Source organism: Vibrio sp. 1151_11, assembly GCF_029478525.1.
GTDB classification, from domain to species: domain Bacteria; phylum Pseudomonadota; class Gammaproteobacteria; order Enterobacterales; family Vibrionaceae; genus Vibrio; species Vibrio anguillarum.
In genome coordinates, this window is the sequence record NZ_SHMN01000001.1 from 394,454 (window position 1) to 414,282 (window position 19,829).

At 46.5% G+C, this 19,829-nt stretch carries 12 protein-coding genes and 1 pseudogene; 7 read left to right on the forward strand and 6 right to left on the reverse strand.

Translation table 11 applies throughout. The features are described from left to right. Nucleotides 1-12: 12 nt before the first annotated feature. Nucleotides 13-1,320: a serine hydroxymethyltransferase gene (locus EXZ60_RS01540; RefSeq protein ID WP_017043957.1), complete on the reverse strand. Its 1,308-nt coding sequence runs from the start codon at nucleotides 1,318-1,320 to the stop codon at nucleotides 13-15. A 395-nt stretch (nucleotides 1,321-1,715) separates the two neighbouring features. Here EXZ60_RS01540 and EXZ60_RS01545 point away from each other — a divergent pair, with 395 nt between their 5' ends. The 4 genes from EXZ60_RS01545 to EXZ60_RS01560 all read left to right on the forward strand — a co-directional run bounded on the left by EXZ60_RS01545 (nucleotide 1,716) and on the right by EXZ60_RS01560 (nucleotide 6,054). Next, the gene (locus EXZ60_RS01545; RefSeq protein ID WP_010320321.1) at nucleotides 1,716-2,339 is read left to right on the forward strand and encodes an XRE family transcriptional regulator; all 624 of its coding nucleotides are present in this window, start codon (nucleotides 1,716-1,718) and stop codon (nucleotides 2,337-2,339) included. A gap of 291 nt (nucleotides 2,340-2,630) precedes the next feature. Then, a complete protein-coding gene (gcvT, locus tag EXZ60_RS01550) occupies nucleotides 2,631-3,764 on the forward strand; it encodes a glycine cleavage system aminomethyltransferase GcvT (protein ID WP_194567926.1) in 1,134 nt (377 codons plus the stop codon). Between the two features lie 77 nt (nucleotides 3,765-3,841). Beyond that, nucleotides 3,842-4,831 (forward strand): trypsin-like serine protease, encoded by a 990-nt coding sequence (locus EXZ60_RS01555; protein ID WP_277435167.1) that lies wholly within the window; start codon nucleotides 3,842-3,844, stop codon nucleotides 4,829-4,831. 128 nt (nucleotides 4,832-4,959) lie between these two features. Then, entirely contained in the window at nucleotides 4,960-6,054 is a 1,095-nt protein-coding gene (locus EXZ60_RS01560; protein ID WP_277435168.1) for a trypsin-like serine protease, read from the forward strand. Nucleotides 6,055-6,129: 75 nt separating this feature from the next. On the opposite strand, the pseudogene EXZ60_RS01565 reads toward EXZ60_RS01560, so the two are convergent. From EXZ60_RS01565 to fruB, 5 genes and pseudogenes are all read right to left on the reverse strand, one after another. Beyond that, a pseudogene (locus EXZ60_RS01565) lies at nucleotides 6,130-8,667 on the reverse strand (insulinase family protein); the annotation flags it as partial. 285 nt (nucleotides 8,668-8,952) lie between these two features. Beyond that, the gene (locus EXZ60_RS01570; RefSeq protein WP_277435169.1) at nucleotides 8,953-9,636 is read right to left on the reverse strand and encodes a DedA family protein; all 684 of its coding nucleotides are present in this window, start codon (nucleotides 9,634-9,636) and stop codon (nucleotides 8,953-8,955) included. A 572-nt stretch (nucleotides 9,637-10,208) separates the two neighbouring features. Continuing rightward, entirely contained in the window at nucleotides 10,209-11,951 is a 1,743-nt protein-coding gene (gene fruA / locus EXZ60_RS01575) for a PTS fructose transporter subunit IIBC (RefSeq protein ID WP_094163156.1), read from the reverse strand. Nucleotides 11,952-11,969: 18 nt separating this feature from the next. After that, nucleotides 11,970-12,923 carry a 1-phosphofructokinase gene (gene pfkB, locus EXZ60_RS01580; RefSeq protein ID WP_017042404.1) on the reverse strand — a complete coding sequence of 318 codons (954 nt, stop codon included), beginning with the start codon at nucleotides 12,921-12,923 and terminating at the stop codon, nucleotides 11,970-11,972. 10 nt (nucleotides 12,924-12,933) lie between these two features. Next, nucleotides 12,934-14,076, reverse strand: coding sequence for a fused PTS fructose transporter subunit IIA/HPr protein (fruB, locus tag EXZ60_RS01585; RefSeq protein ID WP_115340062.1), 1,143 nt, complete (start codon nucleotides 14,074-14,076; stop codon nucleotides 12,934-12,936). 224 nt (nucleotides 14,077-14,300) lie between these two features. On the opposite strand from fruB, the gene cra reads away from it, so the two are divergent. The 3 genes from cra to EXZ60_RS01600 all read left to right on the forward strand — a co-directional run bounded on the left by cra (nucleotide 14,301) and on the right by EXZ60_RS01600 (nucleotide 19,757). After that, a complete protein-coding gene (gene cra / locus EXZ60_RS01590) occupies nucleotides 14,301-15,431 on the forward strand; it encodes a catabolite repressor/activator (RefSeq protein WP_277435170.1) in 1,131 nt (376 codons plus the stop codon). 142 nt (nucleotides 15,432-15,573) lie between these two features. Next, nucleotides 15,574-16,716 (forward strand): exonuclease SbcCD subunit D, encoded by a 1,143-nt coding sequence (locus EXZ60_RS01595; RefSeq protein ID WP_115340064.1) that lies wholly within the window; start codon nucleotides 15,574-15,576, stop codon nucleotides 16,714-16,716. Beyond that, nucleotides 16,716-19,757, forward strand: coding sequence for an SMC family ATPase (locus tag EXZ60_RS01600; RefSeq protein WP_277435171.1), 3,042 nt, complete (start codon nucleotides 16,716-16,718; stop codon nucleotides 19,755-19,757). Before EXZ60_RS01595 ends, EXZ60_RS01600 begins: the two co-directional genes overlap by 1 nt. Nucleotides 19,758-19,829: the final 72 nt, after the last annotated feature.

A 19,829-nucleotide genomic window follows, 5' to 3' on the forward strand; every position in this document is an offset into this window, starting at 1 on the left:
AATTTAAAAAGGCTATTGGTAGAGTGGGAAGCGTTGGCACAGCGCTTTAACTTGTTTGCGCACACGTTGCTCAACATCACTGTTTCCTTCTGGGCTCACAACAAGGCCATCGAGAACATCGCCAATCCACTCACCGATGAGTTTGAATTCTTCACGACCAAAACCACGGCTGGTTCCAGCTGGCGTACCTAAACGAATACCCGAAGTAATCATAGGCTTCTCGGTATCAAATGGGATGCCATTTTTGTTACATGTGATTCCTGCACGTTCTAATGCTTGTTCGGCGATATTCCCCTTCAGCCCTTTAGGGCGAAGATCAACAAGCATGAGATGAGTGTCAGTCCCGCCAGTCACAATGTCACAACCGCGAGTTTGCAATACTTCGGCGAGAACTTTTGCGTTATCGATCACCGAATCAATATAACGATGAAACTCAGGGCCTAACGCTTCGCCTAGTGCTACCGCTTTGGCCGCAATTACGTGCATTAACGGGCCACCTTGCAGGCCGGGGAAAACCGCCGAGTTAATTTTTTTGCTGATCTCTTCACTGTTGGTCAAAACCATACCGCCTCGTGGGCCGCGCAAGGTTTTATGTGTGGTGGTCGTGACAACGTGGGCATGCGGCAATGGGCTTGGGTGAGCACCAGTGGCGACTAATCCGGCAATATGCGCCATATCGACCATTAAGAGCGCGCCCACTTCATCAGCAATGGCTCGGAATTTGGCAAAATCAATCACGCGAGGAATGGCAGAGCCGCCCGCAATGATCATTTTTGGTTGATGCTCTAACGCGAGGCTGCGTACATCATCATAATTGATTTCTAAGGTCGTGCTATCGACACCATATTGGATAGCATTAAACCACTTACCAGAGAGGGCAGGCCGAGCGCCATGAGTGAGGTGGCCTCCGGCATCCAGAGACATACCTAAAATCGTGTCACCCGGTTGCAGTAAAGCCAGCATCACCGCGCCATTAGCTTGTGCGCCTGAATGCGGCTGCACGTTGGCGTATTGACAATGGAATAGGGATTTTGCACGTTCAATCGCAATGGTTTCGACGGTATCAACGTGTTCGCAACCACCGTAATAGCGACGGCCGGGGTAGCCTTCTGCATATTTATTGGTGAGACAAGTACCTTGCGCTTGCATAACGGCTTTTGAAACGATGTTTTCTGAGGCGATCAGCTCAATTTGTTCATTTTGGCGCACGTATTCGGCTTGAATACCCGCAAAGACAGCATCATCAGTGGCAGCAAGGTTGGTTGAGAAAAAGCTCTCAAGGCAGTGGTTGGGGTAACTTTTGTTCACGTTGGCATTCATGGTAGATGACCTTCCAATAATCCGACGGATTGGCTAAACATTCCGTCATTCCTTTTTAGTGGCTGCCTTATCGTTAAGCCGTTAGGCGACAACAAAAAAGCAGAGTGTCAGTTATCCTTAAACTGGATTGCAACCCCAACAATACGGGGTGAAAAGCCACTTAAACCTTGTTAAATCCCTAACCGCAATAAGTGGTAAACTGCATCTCTTTATCTAACAAGTCAGTAACATACTCTTTGGCTTATAAACAATCAATCAAAAATTTCCTATAGGAAACATGGTTTCTTTTTTTGTAAGCAAGAGCACGCTTTATTTACGTGCAGCCTCTTTAACCTTGCGTTGGCTTTATGCCACAATGATGGCCGAAATCAGGAAGATAACAATCGAGGGAAAGCATGTCTGAAGACATTTATGATGAGTACCCATCGTTGACTTTGGCCAAGGAAACTGGTGAACAAACGATCGAACCGCTTAAGCTTGGGCAACGTATTAAAGAGATCCGCTCTAAGCTTGGGATTACGCTAGAAGAGGCGAGCCAGCGGACAGGATTAGCTCGATCTACATTGAGTAAAATCGAAAACGAACAGATTTCTCCAACCTACCAAGCGATGCAAAAACTCGCTCATGGATTGCAGATAGATATGCCTCAACTATTTGAGCCACCAAAGAAAATTGTGGCAACAGGTCGTAGGGATATTTCTCGTATTGGTCAGGGAAAGCCGCATCCCACCCCAACTTACGAGCATGAATTGCTCGCCACGCAGCTCTCTAATAAGAAAATGATGCCGTTTAAAAGCCGAGTGCGAGCTCGTGCATTTGAAGAGTACAGTGACTGGGTTCGTCACGATGGTGAGGAGTTTTTGTTGATCCTCACGGGTGAAGTTTTGTTCTATAGCGAATTTTATGAACCGGTTCGATTGGCGGAAGGTGATAGCGTTTATTACGACGCTAACATGGGGCACATGCTGGTCTCTGTCAGCGAAGAGGATGCATTGATTTTGTGGGTTACGGCAAAATGAGTGTGAAAACGCGAAGTTTCTTATAGTGACAGCAATCGTTTGCCATTTGTTGGCTTTGCCATCTGTAGTGTGCTTTTAATCACTTTTAGCTCAGGCGATGGTAAGCATCTCGCGACTTTTAATTGTGATTGGGTTGTTAATTTTGACAATTCATCTTGTTTTGAACTTGTTAATCCGCCCGAACGGGCGCATTCTTGTTCACTATTGGAAACATGGTTTCCTCTTCTTTGGACATAATAGCCAACATTTGGTGGTGAATTCCCTGCTGGGTCGGCTGAAATGGAGATAAAAATGACTCAAGAACATGCAAATCAAACACTACTCACTACTCCTTTACATGCGCTGCACATCGAAGTTGGAGCGAAAATGGTGCCATTTGCTGGCTATGACATGCCCGTTCAGTACCCATTAGGGGTAAAGAAAGAGCATTTGCATACTCGCGAGGCGGCTGGTTTGTTTGATGTTTCGCATATGGGCCAACTTCGTTTGCATGGAGCCAATGCCGCGCAAGCATTGGAGTCATTGGTTCCGGTCGATATTATTGATTTACCAGCAGGTAAGCAGCGTTACGCCTTTTTCACAAATAAAGAAGGCGGCATTATGGATGATTTAATGGTCGCTAATCTGGGTGATCATCTGTTTGTTGTGGTTAACGCGGCTTGTAAAGCACAAGATATTGCTCATCTACAAGCATATTTGCCACAAGGTGTTGAGCTCGAAGTCATTGATGATCGCGCGCTGTTAGCGCTGCAAGGGCCAAAAGCCGCTGAAGTGTTAGCTCGCCTGCAACCACAGGTGATGACGATGCACTTTATGGATATTCAGCTAATGGACATCGATGGAGCCCAGTGCATTGTCAGCCGAAGTGGTTATACCGGTGAAGATGGTTATGAAATTTCTGTACCAGCAGAACAGGCCGAAGCATTGGCGTGTAAACTGACCGCTTATGAAGAAGTGGAATGGATTGGTCTAGGCGCGCGCGATTCACTGCGTTTAGAGTGCGGTTTATGTCTTTACGGACATGATCTCGATACCAGCACAACACCAGTTGAAGCGAGCTTGTTATGGGCGATAAGCAAAGTGCGTCGTGCTGAAGGTGAGCGTGCGGGTGGTTTCCCGGGTGCAGACATTATTCTTGGGCAGATCGAAAGCAAAGATGTTGCACGTAAACGTGTAGGTTTAGTGGGGTTAACTAAAGCGCCAGTACGTGAAGGAACGGAGCTATTTGACGCTGATGGCCAGCATATAGGCGTAGTGACCAGTGGTACAGCGGGACCGACGGCCGGCAAGCCCGTGTCTATGGCCTATATCCGAGCTGATTTATCAGCGATAGGCACAGAAATTTTTGCTGATGTGCGCGGAAAAATGCTGCCTATGGTGGTTGAGAAAATGCCGTTTGTGGCTCAGCGTTATTATCGCGGCTAAAGCATCATAAAATGTAATAAAAGTGCATTTAAAGATGTTTCATATCGATAACGGATTAAGTACTATCTGGGTTCAAAGTGATAAGGAATGACATGATGAACAAATGGGTAGTACTTTTTTCTTCGCTCGCCTTCTCTGGCAATGTGTTCGCCGTTGATGCTCAGCCCTACATAGTAAACGGCTCGTATGCAAGCGTGGCGGAGTTTCCTTCTATAGCGAGCTTGTTTTTTGATCAAATTGATTATAACGGTTCGTATGGAAGAGGAAGCTATTGCGGTGCTTCGTTGCTCAATAACCAATATGTATTGACGGCTGCGCACTGCGTTTATGGTAATAGTGCAAATCAGCTTTTCACCTCTGTTGTACCTAAGCTGCAAATTGAAACAGATTTCCCATACAACATATTAGAAAAAGCGCGAGTGGCAGAAATTTATTATCCATCAACCTATAACAGCACTACCTTTTTGGATGATATTGCGATCCTCAAGCTTGAAGCGCCTTTGACAATGCTGTCGTCTGCTGACTACTTAACGCGGCCTACCGCAAATTCTGATAGTACTTATCGTTCATTAAGTGAAACCTTTATTGCCGTTGGGCATGGTAATACCTCTTCTAATATTGATACTAAAACGTATCTACAGAAAACTAATTTAGCCTATGTGGCTAATAGTTCTTGTATTTATAGTTCTACTGCTGTGCCCGATACTAATTTATGTATGAGCGGTTCGATAAGTGCACTTACATCGCTAAAAAATGCAACGTGCCAAGGAGATTCTGGGGGCCCGTTATTTTGGCATAATGGCGGTAACTATATCCAAGTTGGTATAACCAGCTTCGGGCCAAATACCAAGTGTGGAGACCCACTGATTACTGCTCCATCGGTATTTACGGAAATCCTTGACTATTCTACTTGGATAGAGAGTGTTCTGCTTGGTTCTGAACCACCAAAATTTGTCGCAACAGAAGCGAAACGCCAAGCTTATTTAAACCCACCTTCTGACAGTGGTGGTTCATTCGGCTGGTGGTCTTTACTGCTGATGTTTATCCCCTTCATTCGTAGACGTTGAACCCTTATTGATTTCGAGCGACCTGTTTAGGTCGCTTTTTTATTGCCTTTTTTGAGCAGGTTCCACTTAGGGCGCTAAACTTGAAAGTGATACACGCGTATCTTTCTAGATGAGTGACGAGGTGATGGATGTACAAATGGATACTGTTCAGTGCGATGCTATCAGCAAATGCTTATGCGGTTGATTTCCAGCCTTACATTGTGAATGGTTCGGATACCAGCAGTGCCACTTACCCTTCTTTTGCTAGCCTTTTATATCAAAGCAGCGCTCAGTATAGTACCAACAGTTTTTGTGGGGCGAGTATTATCAATTCACAGTTTATTTTGACGGCAGCTCATTGTATTTACGGTAAAAAAGATACCATGCTTTATACGGTGGTAGTGCCTCAGTTGGATAATGTGGCCGATTTCCCCTACGGGAATATCCAGATATCGCGCGCGGCGGCTTTTTATTACCCCAGTACTTACATCAATTCGTCCAGTGCACTCTGGCGTGATGACATTGCGATTATCAAGCTCGAAACACCGCTCAATGTGGCGGACTATTCTGCGCTACTCAATACTCAGTTAAATAATGATTACCCTGCTGGTAATAATTACAAAGCGATTGGTCATGGCTACATGGCGGGTAATGTCGCGAGTTCAAATACTCAGTTACAAGAAACGACCCTCACTTTTGTTAGTAATGCCGTCTGTAGCGCTTTCTATGGCCCGACATTGACCTCAAAGCAGATCTGTTTTGATGGTGCGGTAAGCGGTGCTTATAAAAACTCCACCTGTTCTGGCGATTCCGGTGGGCCTGTCTATTGGTTTAATGGCTCGCAATACATTCAAATTGGTTTAACCAGCTTTGGGCCTTCACTATGTGGTGATACTAACCAACCGATCACCTCGGTATTTACGGAGCTTTATGATTATCAGAGCTGGATTCAGCGCGTTCTTACAGGGGCAGAGGTGCCTAAATATTATGTTGCCACTCAAAATGGGGTACGTGTTCTGATTGATACTCAAACTGTTGCCCCTCAAGAGGAGAGCGGTGGCAGTTTGAGTATCCTAGGGTTGACTCTACTGCTGTTATTTCGCTTTCGGGCGCATAATAATTTTGGTTCGTCTGTTGTGGTGATTAAAAATTTGCTTGGCTCTCAACGTCATCTCTTGTGCGGTGATTTGGTTTGCCGTTTGCTCTATGTTAAACAACGCATCGATGCCGTACCCGTGCAGTGAATAACGTTGAATAAACCAATTCATCTGCTTGGGGTCGTCTTTGAGTGGTTTGAGATCGGCAATCAACTGTTTTGCTGCGGTGAGCGTTTCCTCTTCCGTTATTTCGACAGATAAACCGTCAATCAGCTTATCAATGGCTTGCTCTGCGGTATCGACATCATTGGATGAAATGTCCACGCTAAATAGCCAATCATTATGTGGTTCACTATCGGCTGAAACCGAAAAAGCATTGGGAGCGTAATCCAACCCTAGCTGTTCACGCACCTGATTCACCATGCGGCGGTTTGCCACACGCCACAACATATCATCCATAAAGATAGTAGTAGCCGATTTGTGTTCCGGGTCGTTACTGATCACTCTGGCAAGATAGGCACTGCTTTTTTCATCGTTGATCGCCATGTCGATTCGAGGCTGAAAGTCTGCGCGATAATCAATGCGATAATCGACCTCAGGTGCAGAGCTGAAGGTTAATGACGCTACATAGGTACGCAATAGCGGTTTCAGTTCGGCAGGTTTAATGTCTGCGGTAATAAAGAGTTTAAAGCCTCTATTTTTCTTAAAGAGATCATCATGGGTTTGCATCAGTTGTTCAACACTCACCGTATTGATGTCCGATCCTTCGTATAACCAATGAGTGGTGTTCGGCAGATAGCTATTGCGATTAATGGCGAGCGCCATCTGGCCAATGGGTGAGCGAAGAAAAGTATCTCGATTTTGCTTAAACTCTTGTTTTGTTAACTGCAGATGGCTGTCGTCGATGTTGATGGCTGTCATCGCCGTATAAAGGGCCGCAAACGCTTCGGCTAACTCATCTTTAGATGATTCAAGGCTGATACCATGCGACGTAAAGTCGATGTAGGGATTCAATATGATGCCGTGTCTTCTCAGGTGATTATCCAACTGAGAGCCGCTAAAGTTACCAATTCCACCGCGTATGGCACTCGGAATAAGCACTTCAGAAGCTTTACGCAAATCGTGCTCTAAGCTTGCTTTACCACCAAGGCTTGCCAAAGAGGCATACACTTTTTCCCCTGCGTTAATGTCTCTGCGATACCACACTTCAACACCGTTACTTAGCGTCCAAATGGTGATATCCATCGGCTCTTGAGGTTGAGATTCCGACAAAATAGCACCTATCTGCGTAGGTGTTACAAAAGCTTGATTGACCTCTTGTAGTAGCGGTGGCTGCCCTTTTTGGGCAAACAGGGTTTTGAGTGTTGGCAGTGTCGCGACGACTAATTCTTTGTCTTCACTTTTATCCAACCCAATATTGATCTGGTAGTCGCTAGACAATAATTTGCGAAGGTGTTCATCGAGTATGGCACTGTTGGTGGTCGAGATAAATTCGGTTAACGTCGAACGTCGGTCTAAATGCGACTGGATCGGTTGATCCAATGTGCGCGCCAGCGTTTTTTCTTCGACTAAATCTATCGCGGTGGCTTTTTGCCAATTGTTATCGAAGTTCGCTAGCATCTCTTGATACTGACGGAAAATCGCCTGAAACTCTTGCTCACTCACACCATGATCACGCAGTGCAGCAAGTGTGGAGAAGAAGAGATTTTGCGATGCTTCTCTTGAGTCCACTGGAAACCCGACCTCTGCAAACGAATAGCGCTGGGTTTCAAACGGGATAGTTTGGGAATAAATCCAAAGTGCCGGAAGGTTGGCGTCACTGAAATTGCTGGATAACCGCTGTTGTATCAGTTGCTGGGCGATATCATCGAGCCACCACTGGGCTTGTTGTTCACGGCTGGCTATTTTTTGCTCGCCACGGTCGATGAATAGGCTAATGTTCGGTGAGTCATTGGCACCAATGTAACCCACAAAATCTGTATTATTGGCCGTAATGCTGTGATTTCTAGTCGGCATTGGCGTGCTGCCTTTTTCCCAGCTCGCGAAGTGTTTTTCTATCAATGCCGTGGCTTGCTCTAATGTGATATTGCCGGCGATAACGATTTCGGTAAGCTGTGGCTGATACCAAGTGCGGTAAAAATCGGCAATCCCTTCGGGTGTCGCTTGGTTTACGCTCTCTTTGGTGCCCAAGGGATCATGTTGTGCATATAAAGTATTAGCAATCATGTGCTCATAAACGTTTTGAGCGTAGCTCTTCTCCTCTTTACGTGAAAAACGAAACTCGCCCATGATCACGCGTTTTTCATTTTCAACCGATGTAGGAGTAAGCTCTATACCATCGGCAATATCTCTAAACCAAACCAGAGCTGGCTCTACCGCTTGGTTATCGGGTAAATCCAGTTTGTAAACCGTTTCTTGATAAGCAGTATAAGCATTGATGTCAGGGCCAAAACTGACCCCCGATTGCTCAAAGGTTTTGATCGCATCATTTCCGGCATAATGAGCGCTGCCATTAAAAGCCATATGCTCAAGAAAATGAGCGTAGCCCTGTTGCTGATTGTTTTCTTGAAATGCCGCTGCGTGAACAATCAAGCGGATGGAAACGGGTTCTTTTTGATTGGGATAAATGTGGTATTTCATGCCATTGGCCAGCTCGGCGCTCGCCCAATAGGGATCTTCTTTGATCGGAGTGAATGCTTGATTTGAAGCACATCCCAACAGAAATAAGCAACTAACGAATAGTAGACGATATATTTTCATAACAACCTCGACATGTATTTGGTGGCAATATACGTCATGAGGTTTGAATTATTTTGGGGAATGTGACTGTCAACTCAGGTTTTGAGAAAGAAGTTTCAATTTTTTCGTAACAATGAATGTTATTAATTACATTGTGTAACGGTAGTGTTAGGTTTTGAATAGTTTACCCACCTTTGTATTGGATATCTCTAACACGTCAGCTAACACCATAAAACAGAGAGGCTGGCTAATTTCTTCAACAGTGGAAGCATTAGCTTCACACTGCTGAGAGATTAGTTCGGTGATCTACTGGCTTTCTTCACTGATACGAGGGGCTTTTTGCAGTGAACGTTTACGCATTAACCAACTCACCAGTACCGTTGAGATAGCGATCAACAGTGTCATCAGTGGTGCTAATATCAACGCATGATTGGCTATTTTGGCAAGCTTGTCGGGCAAAAGAGAAATACCTAAGCCTGAGCCGACCAAAAACAGAATCCACGCCAGCGCGCTCAGTGGTGAGACGAGCAGGAAGCGTGTTGGTGTTACTGCATTACGCAGCCCCATTACCATAGGCAGCAAAGAACGAACTACCGGCAGAAAGCGCCCCATGAACATGGCCAGTAGCCCATACCTTTGGATCAAGTTATCGGTAGTGCGCCACTGTTTTTCTGAGACTTTGTTGAGCCAAGTTGAGACTAATCGCCACTCTTTAAGTTGGTGGCCTTGATAAAAGGCGATCGCACTGCCCAGCCAACCAGCAAAAACCAGCACGCCAATAATGGCATAAAGGTTGAGTACCCCAACGGCCGCAAGGCTACCGCACAGTACAATCACACTATCGCAAGGCAGCGGCGCTGCTGGAATAAATGCACTTTCAACGAAGATAAGTAATCCAATGCAGAGGTAAAGTAACGACAGATCGACCTGTTGTAGCGCAAACAGATCTTGATGCCATAAGGCAGAGAAAATAGACAAAAAAGTATTCATAACAAGCTTCCTCAATCAGTAAATAGTAATAATTGGTCCGATTGAAAAAGGTGTTAAGCGTGGGCGAAGCGTGAATACAGGTTGGAAAATTGCAGTGCTTTACGCACAAAAACGTGAGTTGATTGACCTATATACAGAGAACAAATGACGACAAACGCAGTGGTACTGAGAGTGTAAAAAAGTAGGGTAGTTTCTGCGCTCGTCTTTTCGTCGTCATCTGAGATTAACCGAAGCCCACTGACTCGTGGCGATTCATGCCTTGTGGTTAATATCGCTGCATCACGATCAACAAAAAATGGATGACTGGAAAAATGAACATGCTGGATTGTCGTAGACTCACTCGCCGAAAAGCTTTGTGTAGCATTGAGGTTGAGCGAGGAGAACAGGCTCAATAAGCTAAACAAGAAGGCAAACATCAATGATTGGATCATAACTATCGCGAGGCTACTTAAACTGAGGGTGAGTATGCGGCGTGTCAGCGGTGCGTGTAAAGGAATTTTAGCCCTGGAAAAGCGTGAAAAAGTGAGCAGCGCTGCTGCTCACTCATGATAGTTAAATATTAATGATGCAAATTATATTGCTGCCGCAGTTGAGCTCTCGCTCGCTTTTGCGCGGTTTTTAAGGAAGGCGTAACCAAAGCCAGTCACCGCCGTACCAGCCGCAATCGCGATTAGGTACATCAGTACAGGTGTAATCGCATTTGGGATCAGTAGGACAAATAAGCCGCCGTGCGGAGCCATTAATTTCGCGCCAAACAGCATAGACAGTGCACCCGTTAACGCGCCGCCTGCCATACAAGCTGGGATAACGCGCATTGGATCTTTCGCTGCAAATGGAATTGCCCCTTCAGAGATAAAGCATAAACCTAGTACAAATGAGGCTTTACCCGCTTCACGTTCACCGGCTTCGAATTTGTCTCTGGCAAGGAAAGTCGCAAGGCCCATACCTAACGCTGGCACCATACCCGCAGCCATAATAGCGGCCATTGGTGCGTAAGTTTGCGAAGCAAGTAGACCAACACCAAAGGTATACGCTGCTTTATTAATCGGCCCACCTAAGTCAAAGCACATCATCGCGCCTAGGATTACACCCAGAAGTACGGCGTTGGCTGAGCCCATGTTGTTTAAGAACTCAGTCATTGCAGCCATGATGCTCGATACAGGGCCACCGACGATGTAGATCATCACCAAGCCAGTAAAGAGACTCGCCACAAATGGAATGATGAGGATTGGTTTTAGCGCTTCCATCGATTGAGGTAAGGAGACTTTATCTGCAATGAATTTAGCGGCGTAACCTGCAATGAAACCGGCCACAATACCACCAAGAAAACCGGCTCCGGTAGAGCTTGCCAACATCCCGCCAATCAAACCAGGAGCAAGCCCCGGACGGTCAGCAATCGAGAACGCAATAAAACCCGCCATGACAGGGATCATTAATGCAAAGGCTGAACCGCCACCAATGGTCATCAGCGCTGCCGCCAATGTGCCTTGCTCTTTAAACGCTTCAATACCAAACACAAAAGAGAGTGCGATGATCAAACCACCCGCGACTACGACAGGAAGCATGTGAGATACCCCAGTCATCAGGTGCTTGTACACCCCTTTTTTCTCTTCGGTTTGATTGTTATTAGACGCTGACGATTGCGTATAAATAGACGCTTGGTTAAACGCGTTGGTGATCTCTTGCTCGGTTTTTTTCAGTGCAAGGCCAGTACTGGTTTTGTACAGTTTTTTGCCGTTGAAACGATCGAGTGGCACTTCGATATCGGCCGCAATGATCACCAAATCCGCATCAGCAATCTCTTGCGCCGTGAGTTGGTTTTTCGCGCCCACAGAACCCCGTGTCTCTACTTTGATCTGGTGGCCAAGGCGTTTTGCATGGTTTTCTAGCGCTTCTGCCGCCATAAAGGTGTGTGCAACACCCGTTGGACAAGCGGTGATAGCCACGATTTTTTTAGCGGCTTGCGTTACGACTGGCGCAGACACCGTTTTTGCCTCTTGCTCAGTTAGGATAGTTGCTGCATTTATCGCGCTGTTTAAAAAAGCAACGGGATCAGACGTGCAGGCTGAAATGTCACTTTGGTACACTTTTTTGCCGATAAAGCGGGTGGTATCTATTGGTGTATTACGAGCAATAACCACCACATCTGCGTTGTCGATTTCACTGCTAGAGAGCGTATGGCCTTGAATGATGCTGGAATGACATTCAACCACAGCGGTCCAATTGAGCGATTTTGCCGCTTGTTCAAGCAGCCCGGCAGCAATGATGCTGTTTGCAACGCCACTGGGGCATGCGGTAATAATAGCAATCTTCATAGTTACGACCTTCTGTCCTTATGAGTTAGCGCTTAAGCTAACGGGTTGTAATTGGATTTGTTGTTGTAGGGTTTCGAGTTGTTTTCGGTTTGACATACCCACGCCGACTTGCGTAACAGCTAACGCAGAGAGGGCGGTGGCAAAAGTAAGCAGTTCTGTTTTTTCCATCTGCTGCATGTGTCCCCAGCAAAGGCCAGCGACTAAAGTATCGCCTGCGCCAACGGTGCTAACGACCTGCATACGTGGTGGTTTTGCATGCAGCCATTGATGTTGGTTCAACCACATCACGCCATTTGCTCCCATCGACACCACGATATTTTCAATGCCTTTTTCGGCCAGTTGCGCGGCGGCAGCTTGGCATTGCTCAGGAGTGTGTAGTTCACGCCCCACAAATTGAGAAAGCTCTTCATCGTTTGGTTTAATCAACCAAGGCTTTGCGTCAAGACCCGCTTTGAGGGCATCACGACTACTATCAAACAGCACTTTTTTACCCATGAAGTGCAGTTTTTCGATCCACGAAGCACATAATGCTGGAGAGATGCCCTGTGGCAAGCTACCAGCGAGCACAAAATAGTCGTGATCAGCGGCTAATCTCTCGAGAGTGCGTTCGAACTGCTCAATGGCAAGCGGCGTCACTTCAACTCCGGGGAAATTGATGTCGCTCACTTCGCCTGATTTCTCGACCAATTTCACGTTAATACGGGTTGCACCATCAACACGAACAAACTCATCAATTGCGGCCATTTGATCAAATAGCTGACAGAACAACGCTTGGTTATCACGGCCAAGAAAGCCGGTCACAGTCACCTTTGCACCGAGATCGCTCAGTACTTTCGCAACATTAACCCCTTTACCTGCGGCGTGAAGTGAACCTTGTTTGACTAGGCTCACTGAGCCAACATTCAGCACATCCAAGCTACCTGTTAAATCAAGCGCTGGGTTTAGCGTGATAGTGACGACTTTATTTGTCATGGCTTAATCCTCACCCTTCACCTAGACCAGAAGCAATCGCTTTACCGATCGATTCTAATGCTTGCTCGGCGTCTGCCCCCTCAGCTGAAAACTGAAGCTGGTGGCCATGTTTTACGCCCAGCGCAATGACTTTCATCAGGCTTTTCGCGTTGGCTGTTTTTCCGTCGCCATCTAAGTTAGACACTTTGATATTGGCTTCAAATTTCTTCGCTTCGGCCACCAACATCGCTCCTGGACGAGCGTGCAGACCATGTGCATTTTTGATTTTGAATACCGCAACCTTGCTTGCTGCGCTCTCATCTTTTGCCGGAGCTTGCTCATTGTCATTGCTGAAGAAAGCCAATAATTGGGCAGCATTCGCATTGAGCAAGGTTTCTTGCTGTTGCTGAAGCACAAGCTGCGTGAGCTTATCCAGAATGTTTTGGTGAGCATTATTACAAGCGGCAATCGCGATCAAGGCTTTGACGTTGAGTTGATTGTATTCACACGCATTGGCGGTTGACACAAACGAAATGCCCGTGCGTTTGACCGCTTTGTCACTGCTGATTAACCACAATCCCTTGCCTAGGTGGGTTGGCTCTTTCGTGACCAGTTCGGCAACAAATTCATTGTCGGCACAGCCGGTATTGCGTAGCAAACCGCCAGCGACGGCGCTCATCTGTACCATATCACTGGCAGGGAAAAGCAGTTGGATCAACGAAGCATCAAAATCAGGCTCAAATTGCACTTCACCATTGAGGAGTGCAATGACATCATTGGCACTGGACGCTTGTTTCAGTTTCTCTTCAACGCCATCGGCGGATAACACTTGCGTCAGTTGCTTCAGAATGCCCAAATGTTCATCGGATTTCGCTGCAATACCAATCGCGACATAAACGGTTGTGTCGTTACCCCAGTCAACGCCGTTAGGGAAGTGATGAACGGCAACACCCGTTTGCTTAACCAGTTGACGTGTATCGGTTGTACCGTGTGGGATCGCGATACCATTACCAAGAAAGGTCGAATTCTGAGCTTCACGGTTAAGCATGCCATCGACATAACCTGCTTCGACGAACCCTTTGTTGGTTAGATCCGCTGCAATAGCTCGAATCGCCTCTTGCTTGTTCGTGGGTGATTGGCCCAAAGTAATATTGTTGGAATTGAGTTGCAGCATTTTGGCCTCTTTGCCTTACGGCTTAATTCGTTATCACTTTGAAGTATGTATTTCACCTAAGTGATCGTTTATTAGTATGATTTATTCAAGCTGAATCGTTTCAGCTTTTTTCCCAAAAAAATTCAGCAAACCTATTTTTGACGAAAAATGGCGCTGTTCAACTTATTCGCACTGCTCATTTTTTAATAACACTCACATTTGGTCATCTTTACATCGACGGAGTGATGGTCAAATGTAGCCTTAGTTATCATTTTGTAATTTTGCTGAATCCTTTCAGCTTTTATACTGAATCGATTCAGCGTATAATTCAACTTCATCAAGGATCAAAAAATGCGTTCTATGATCCGACGCACAGAACAAGAGTGGTTGATATGACACTAGATGAGATAGCGAAGTTAGCGGGAGTCTCTAAAACCACCGCCAGTTATGTAATCAATGGCAAAGCGCAGAAGTACCGCATTAGTGAAAAAACCCAGCAGAAAGTGATGGCGGTGGTGGATGCCCATAATTACCGTCCCGATCACGCCGCTTCTGCTTTGCGAGCAGGAAATAGCCGCTCTTTTGGGCTCATCATCCCTGATCTTGAGAACACCAGTTACGCGCGTCTTGCCAAATTGTTAGAGCAGAACTCTCGTCAAGCGGGTTACCAAATTCTCATCGCCTGTTCGGACGATGACCCGCATACCGAAATGTCGGTGGTGGATGCCTTGGTCTCACGCCGCATCGATGCACTGTTTGTTGCCAGCGCGATTCCTCACGCCAGTGAGTTTTATCTCAAGTTGCAACATTCAGGTACTCCGGTTATTGCGATTGACCGCCCGTTAGATGATGAATTTTTCGCCTGTGTGATCAGTGAAGATTTCAACGCCGCGTTTGAATTGACTCACTCTCTATTAACGCCGGAGATTAAAACCGTTGGTTTGGTCGGTGCATTACCAGAGCTTAATATTTCGCAAGAACGCCAGTTGGGTTTTGAAGCCGCGCTGAGAGCGAAAAATCTGCACAGTATCATCGGTTATGGCGCGCACTTTAACCGTGAAGAGGGCAAACGAGTGGTGAATGAATGGATCGCCAATAACAGTATGCCAGATGCGATCGTCGCGACTTCCTACACTCTGCTTGAAGGGATTTTAGATGTATTGTTTGAAAACCCAAGTTTAATGAATCAGGTTAAGTTATCGACATTTGGTGACAACCGTCTACTTGATTTCTTGCCGATTAAAATCAACTCGTTGCCGCAGCAGTTTGAGCTGATTGCCGACAGCGCACTCGCGTTGGCACTCAACGCTTCGGCAAAACGTTATCAAGCTGGGATCGAATTGGTGCCTCGTAAACTGAAAGTTCGTATTCATTGATGGTCACTTTTTAGCTTGATTTTTATAAAGTCATCAAGAAAATTCACGTAACCTAAGCTCTGTTTTGCTCGATCTTACGTCGCTTTTCTTGGTTAATCGCGTATTATGAAGCACTTTGATTTTCGCTATCTTTAGGGTTGGAATGAAGTTTCTGCACACCTCTGACTGGCATCTCGGTCGACAATTTCATAACGTTTCTTTATTGGATGATCAGCGCGCAGTACTCAATCAATTGATTGAGTATCTGCAGTGCAATCGGGTGGATGCTTTAATCGTCGCCGGAGATATCTACGATCGTTCAGTTCCACCGACGGCAGCCATTGAATTGATGGATGATATAGTCAACCGGGTGTGCAACGAGCTTTCCATCCCCTTAATTATGATCCCCGGTAACCACGACGGGGCGAAGCGTTTAGGCTTTGCGGCCAAGCAGATGCAACACTCGGGCTTGCACATTATTAGCAATTTTGAACAGATGATGCAGCCTGTGGTGCTAAAATCAGCCACTGCTGGTGAAGTGGCATTTTATGGTATGCCTTATAACGACCCTGAAGTCGTTCGCCACCACTTTGGAGAGTCCGTAACCAGCCATGATGAAGCCCATCAATACCTTATTGAGAAGATTATATCGCAGTGGAATCCGTCACAACGTCACGTTATGATTGGCCACTGCTTTGTTGATGGCGCTATCGAATCTGACTCTGAACGTCCTTTGTCCATTGGCGGTTCTGATCGTGTCAGTCATCAACACTTTGTACCTTTTGATTATGTTGCGCTCGGCCATCTGCACCAACCGCAGAAAAAGGGGGAAGAGTATATCCGTTACTCTGGCTCTCTAATGAAATACAGCTTTTCAGAGCAGCACCACAAGAAAGGAGCGACCTTGGTTGAATTTGATGAACAAGGTTTTGCCAGCGCCACGCATGTGCCACTGACTGCTCCTCATAGCATGCGTATTATTGAAGGTGAGTTGCTGGAGATCATAGAGCAAGGCAAAACAGACCCACACAACCACGATTATCTGTTGGTTCGTCTTACCGACAAACACGCGATACTGGACCCGATGGAAAAACTGCGTCAATCCTACCCCAACGTACTGCATTTAGAAAAACCGGGCATGTTGGTGGGAGTTGATCAAGCAATGGGGCGTGCACGTTTGGCACGCGGTGAGGTGGATATGTTCCGCGATTTTTTCTTAGAAGCTAAGCAAGAAGCGTTAACCGCAGCGCAAGAGCAAGCGGTGATCGACGTCATTCAAGCACTAAAACCGGGAGCCCAAGCCTAATGCGTCCAATACAATTGACCCTGCAAGCATTTGGCCCCTTTGCTCATAAAGAAGTGGTGGATTTTACCGCCTTGGGTGCCTCGCCGCTATTTTTGATTAATGGTCCAACCGGAGCGGGCAAAAGTTCACTGCTCGATGCCATTTGCTACGCTTTGTATGGTGAAACGACAGGCAGTGAGCGCACTGGTGATCAAATGCGCTGCGACTACGCGGACCCGCACACGCTCACCGAAATCAGCTACCAGTTCGAGCTTGGCGGGCGAATCTACCAAGTTGATCGCTCGCCCGACCAAGAAGTGCCGAAAAAACGCGGTGAAGGCTCAACAAAAAAATCCCATGCTGCGAGCTTGTTTGAATGGGTCGATGGCGAAATGAAATTGCTTGCTAACAAGCCTAATCCTGTCGGTAAAGCCATGGTGGAATTGATCGGTTTAGATGTAAAACAGTTTCGCCAAGTGATGGTCATCCCCCAAGGGAAATTTCGTGAATTACTGACTGCCAACTCCAAAGAGCGGGAGCAAATCTTTGGTCAGTTGTTTCAAACTCACATTTATAGCCAAATTGAACGAGCGCTGTTTGAGAAAGCCGCGGGGATCCGCAAAGCGAAAGAAGAATTTGATCACCAAATTAAAGGCGCATTGGATGTCGTGAACGCAACTAGCGAGTCACACCTTGAAACGTGTATTGCTGAGCTGTCACCCCAATTAACGGCCGCTCACGCAGCGTACCTAGATGTCCAGCAAAGGTTTGATGCAGCGAGCAGCGAGCAAAAAGCGGCGCAAACCCTTGCTAAACAATTTCAAGAGCAGCGTCAACTCGTGCAACTTAAAGCCGATCACGATGCACAATCGTCAGTCATCGATGCGGTAAAAGCTCAAAGGCATCAAGCCTTGCAAGCTACGCGCTTAGATTCACCCTATTACGAATTACAATCGTCACAACGTCAGTTAGAAGCGGCCAACCAAGCAAAAGTCGAAAAAGAACAAGCGATTACGCAGTCACAACAGCAGTGGCAACAGGCCAAAGCGGCTCAAGAAGACGCGGCAGAAAAAGTCAAAATAGTGCCGAATCTGATGCAACAAATTTATGACTTAAACCTAATCAAAACTAAGCTTGTTGAACGGGAGCATCATCAAAAAGCGCTGCAACAAGCCTTACGTGAAGTGGAGCTCGCGACGCAAAATCGCCACAACTTGCACGCCGCTGTTGAGCAGTTTGAGCAGCAAATTATGCTTAAGCGTCAAGAGTGCGAAAGAGTCAACCAACAGTTAGCTGAGTTAAAAGGACAGCGCTTAGAGCTTGAAACCATCAAACAGCAGATTGATCGCTTATTAAAGCAGCAGCAGCTTGAACAGCGTTTAGCCACAGAGCAAACTGCACTGAGCCATAGTCAGCAGCAGTTTGATTTGGCACAGCACGCAACGTTGGACGCGAAACAGCAAGCCGATAAATTAGAGCTGATTTGGCACACCAACCAAGCCGCCGAGCTGGCTCGAACCTTGGATCAAGGTGATGAGTGCCCAGTGTGTGGCAGTTGCGAGCATCCTAAGTTGGCGCGTTATGCTGGAGAAACGGTGACTAAGGCGCAAGTGCAGCAGGCGAGAGCGATACAGCAAAACAAACTGGCCACAGAGCAAGAAACGCTAAAACAGCAACAGCAACGAGCGACCCAATACGCACGGCTTGAGCAAGAGATGGCAAGTTTGAGGGAGTCATTATCTGGAAATACGCAAAGTTTAGTGCAACTGCAGCAAGCTCAAAGCGATCTTGAACATTCCATTGCTCATCTTGAATCGCTCAATCCAGAGCAATTAGCTCAACAATTGGCAAAATTAGAACTGCAGTTAGCACAAGCTAAGCAAAATGCTGAAACGCAGCAGCATAAAGTCGAACAAGCCACCCTAACGGTTGCCAAAGAGCAGACTGAAGTTTCTGCATTAAGCCAAGGGATCCCGGAGTTGTATCAAGACAGTTTGCATTTGAACGAATCTTTAACCCAGTTAGAGCTGCAATTGGCTAATCTCAACCGTTTAGATGCGGAAACCAAAGCGCGCTTCAATCAAGCGAACGCCGATTTTTCTGGTGCGAAAGCGGCGTTCGCGGCGGCGGTCGAACACCAGATTCATTGGCAAAATGCGTTTACGCAGTCACAGCAGCAGTGGCACAGTGCGCTGATTGAGAGCCAGTTCGACGATACTGAGCACTATTTACAGGCACGTTTATCTTCACAGCAGATCGAGCAGCTTGAAAAGCAGATCAAACAATTTGACGAAAGAAGTACGACGTTAAACGCTCAGCTTCAAACATTAGCCAGTGAGCTGAGTGAAAAAAGTGAGCCCAATCTTGCTGAGTATGCAAGCGCGGTCGAGGCCACGGCCGCGTTGCAGCAAAGCGCACTGGATCAATGGAGCACGTTACGGTCTAAAATGGATGCCTTAACCAGTGTGAAAGAAAAAATCGCTATTTTACATATAAAAAATGAAGCCTTAGAGCAAGAGTACCAAGTATTTGGGACTTTGAGCGATATCGCCAACGGCAAAACAGGCGCTAAAGTGAGTTTACACCGCTTTGTTCTTGGCGTGCTGTTAGATGATGTGCTGATCCAAGCCTCAATGAGGCTGCAGATCATGAGTAAGGGGCGTTATCTGCTCAAGCGTAAAGAAGATCGCGCCAAAGGTAATGTGGGTTCAGGGCTTGATCTGATGGTCGAAGATGGCTACACCGGAAAATGGCGAGATGTGGCGACCTTGTCTGGTGGTGAATCTTTTATGGCGGCGTTGTCATTAGCGCTGGGTTTATCGGATGTGGTGCAATCATACAGCGGCGGTATTAAACTGGATACACTGTTCATCGATGAAGGTTTTGGCAGTTTAGATCCTGAGTCATTGGACTTGGCGATTCAAACCCTTGTCGACTTACAACAAGGAGGCCGAACGATCGGCATCATTTCTCACGTGAGCGAGCTGAAAGAGCAAATAGCCTTACGCATTGATGTCGATGTGGCGAGAAACAACGGCAGTTCAATAAGACTTGTTGCATAATGAATGGGAATGTAGGTTATCTTGTGCTAGTTATTAATAAGCATAGCGTGGCGAGTGTGACTCACTTCGACG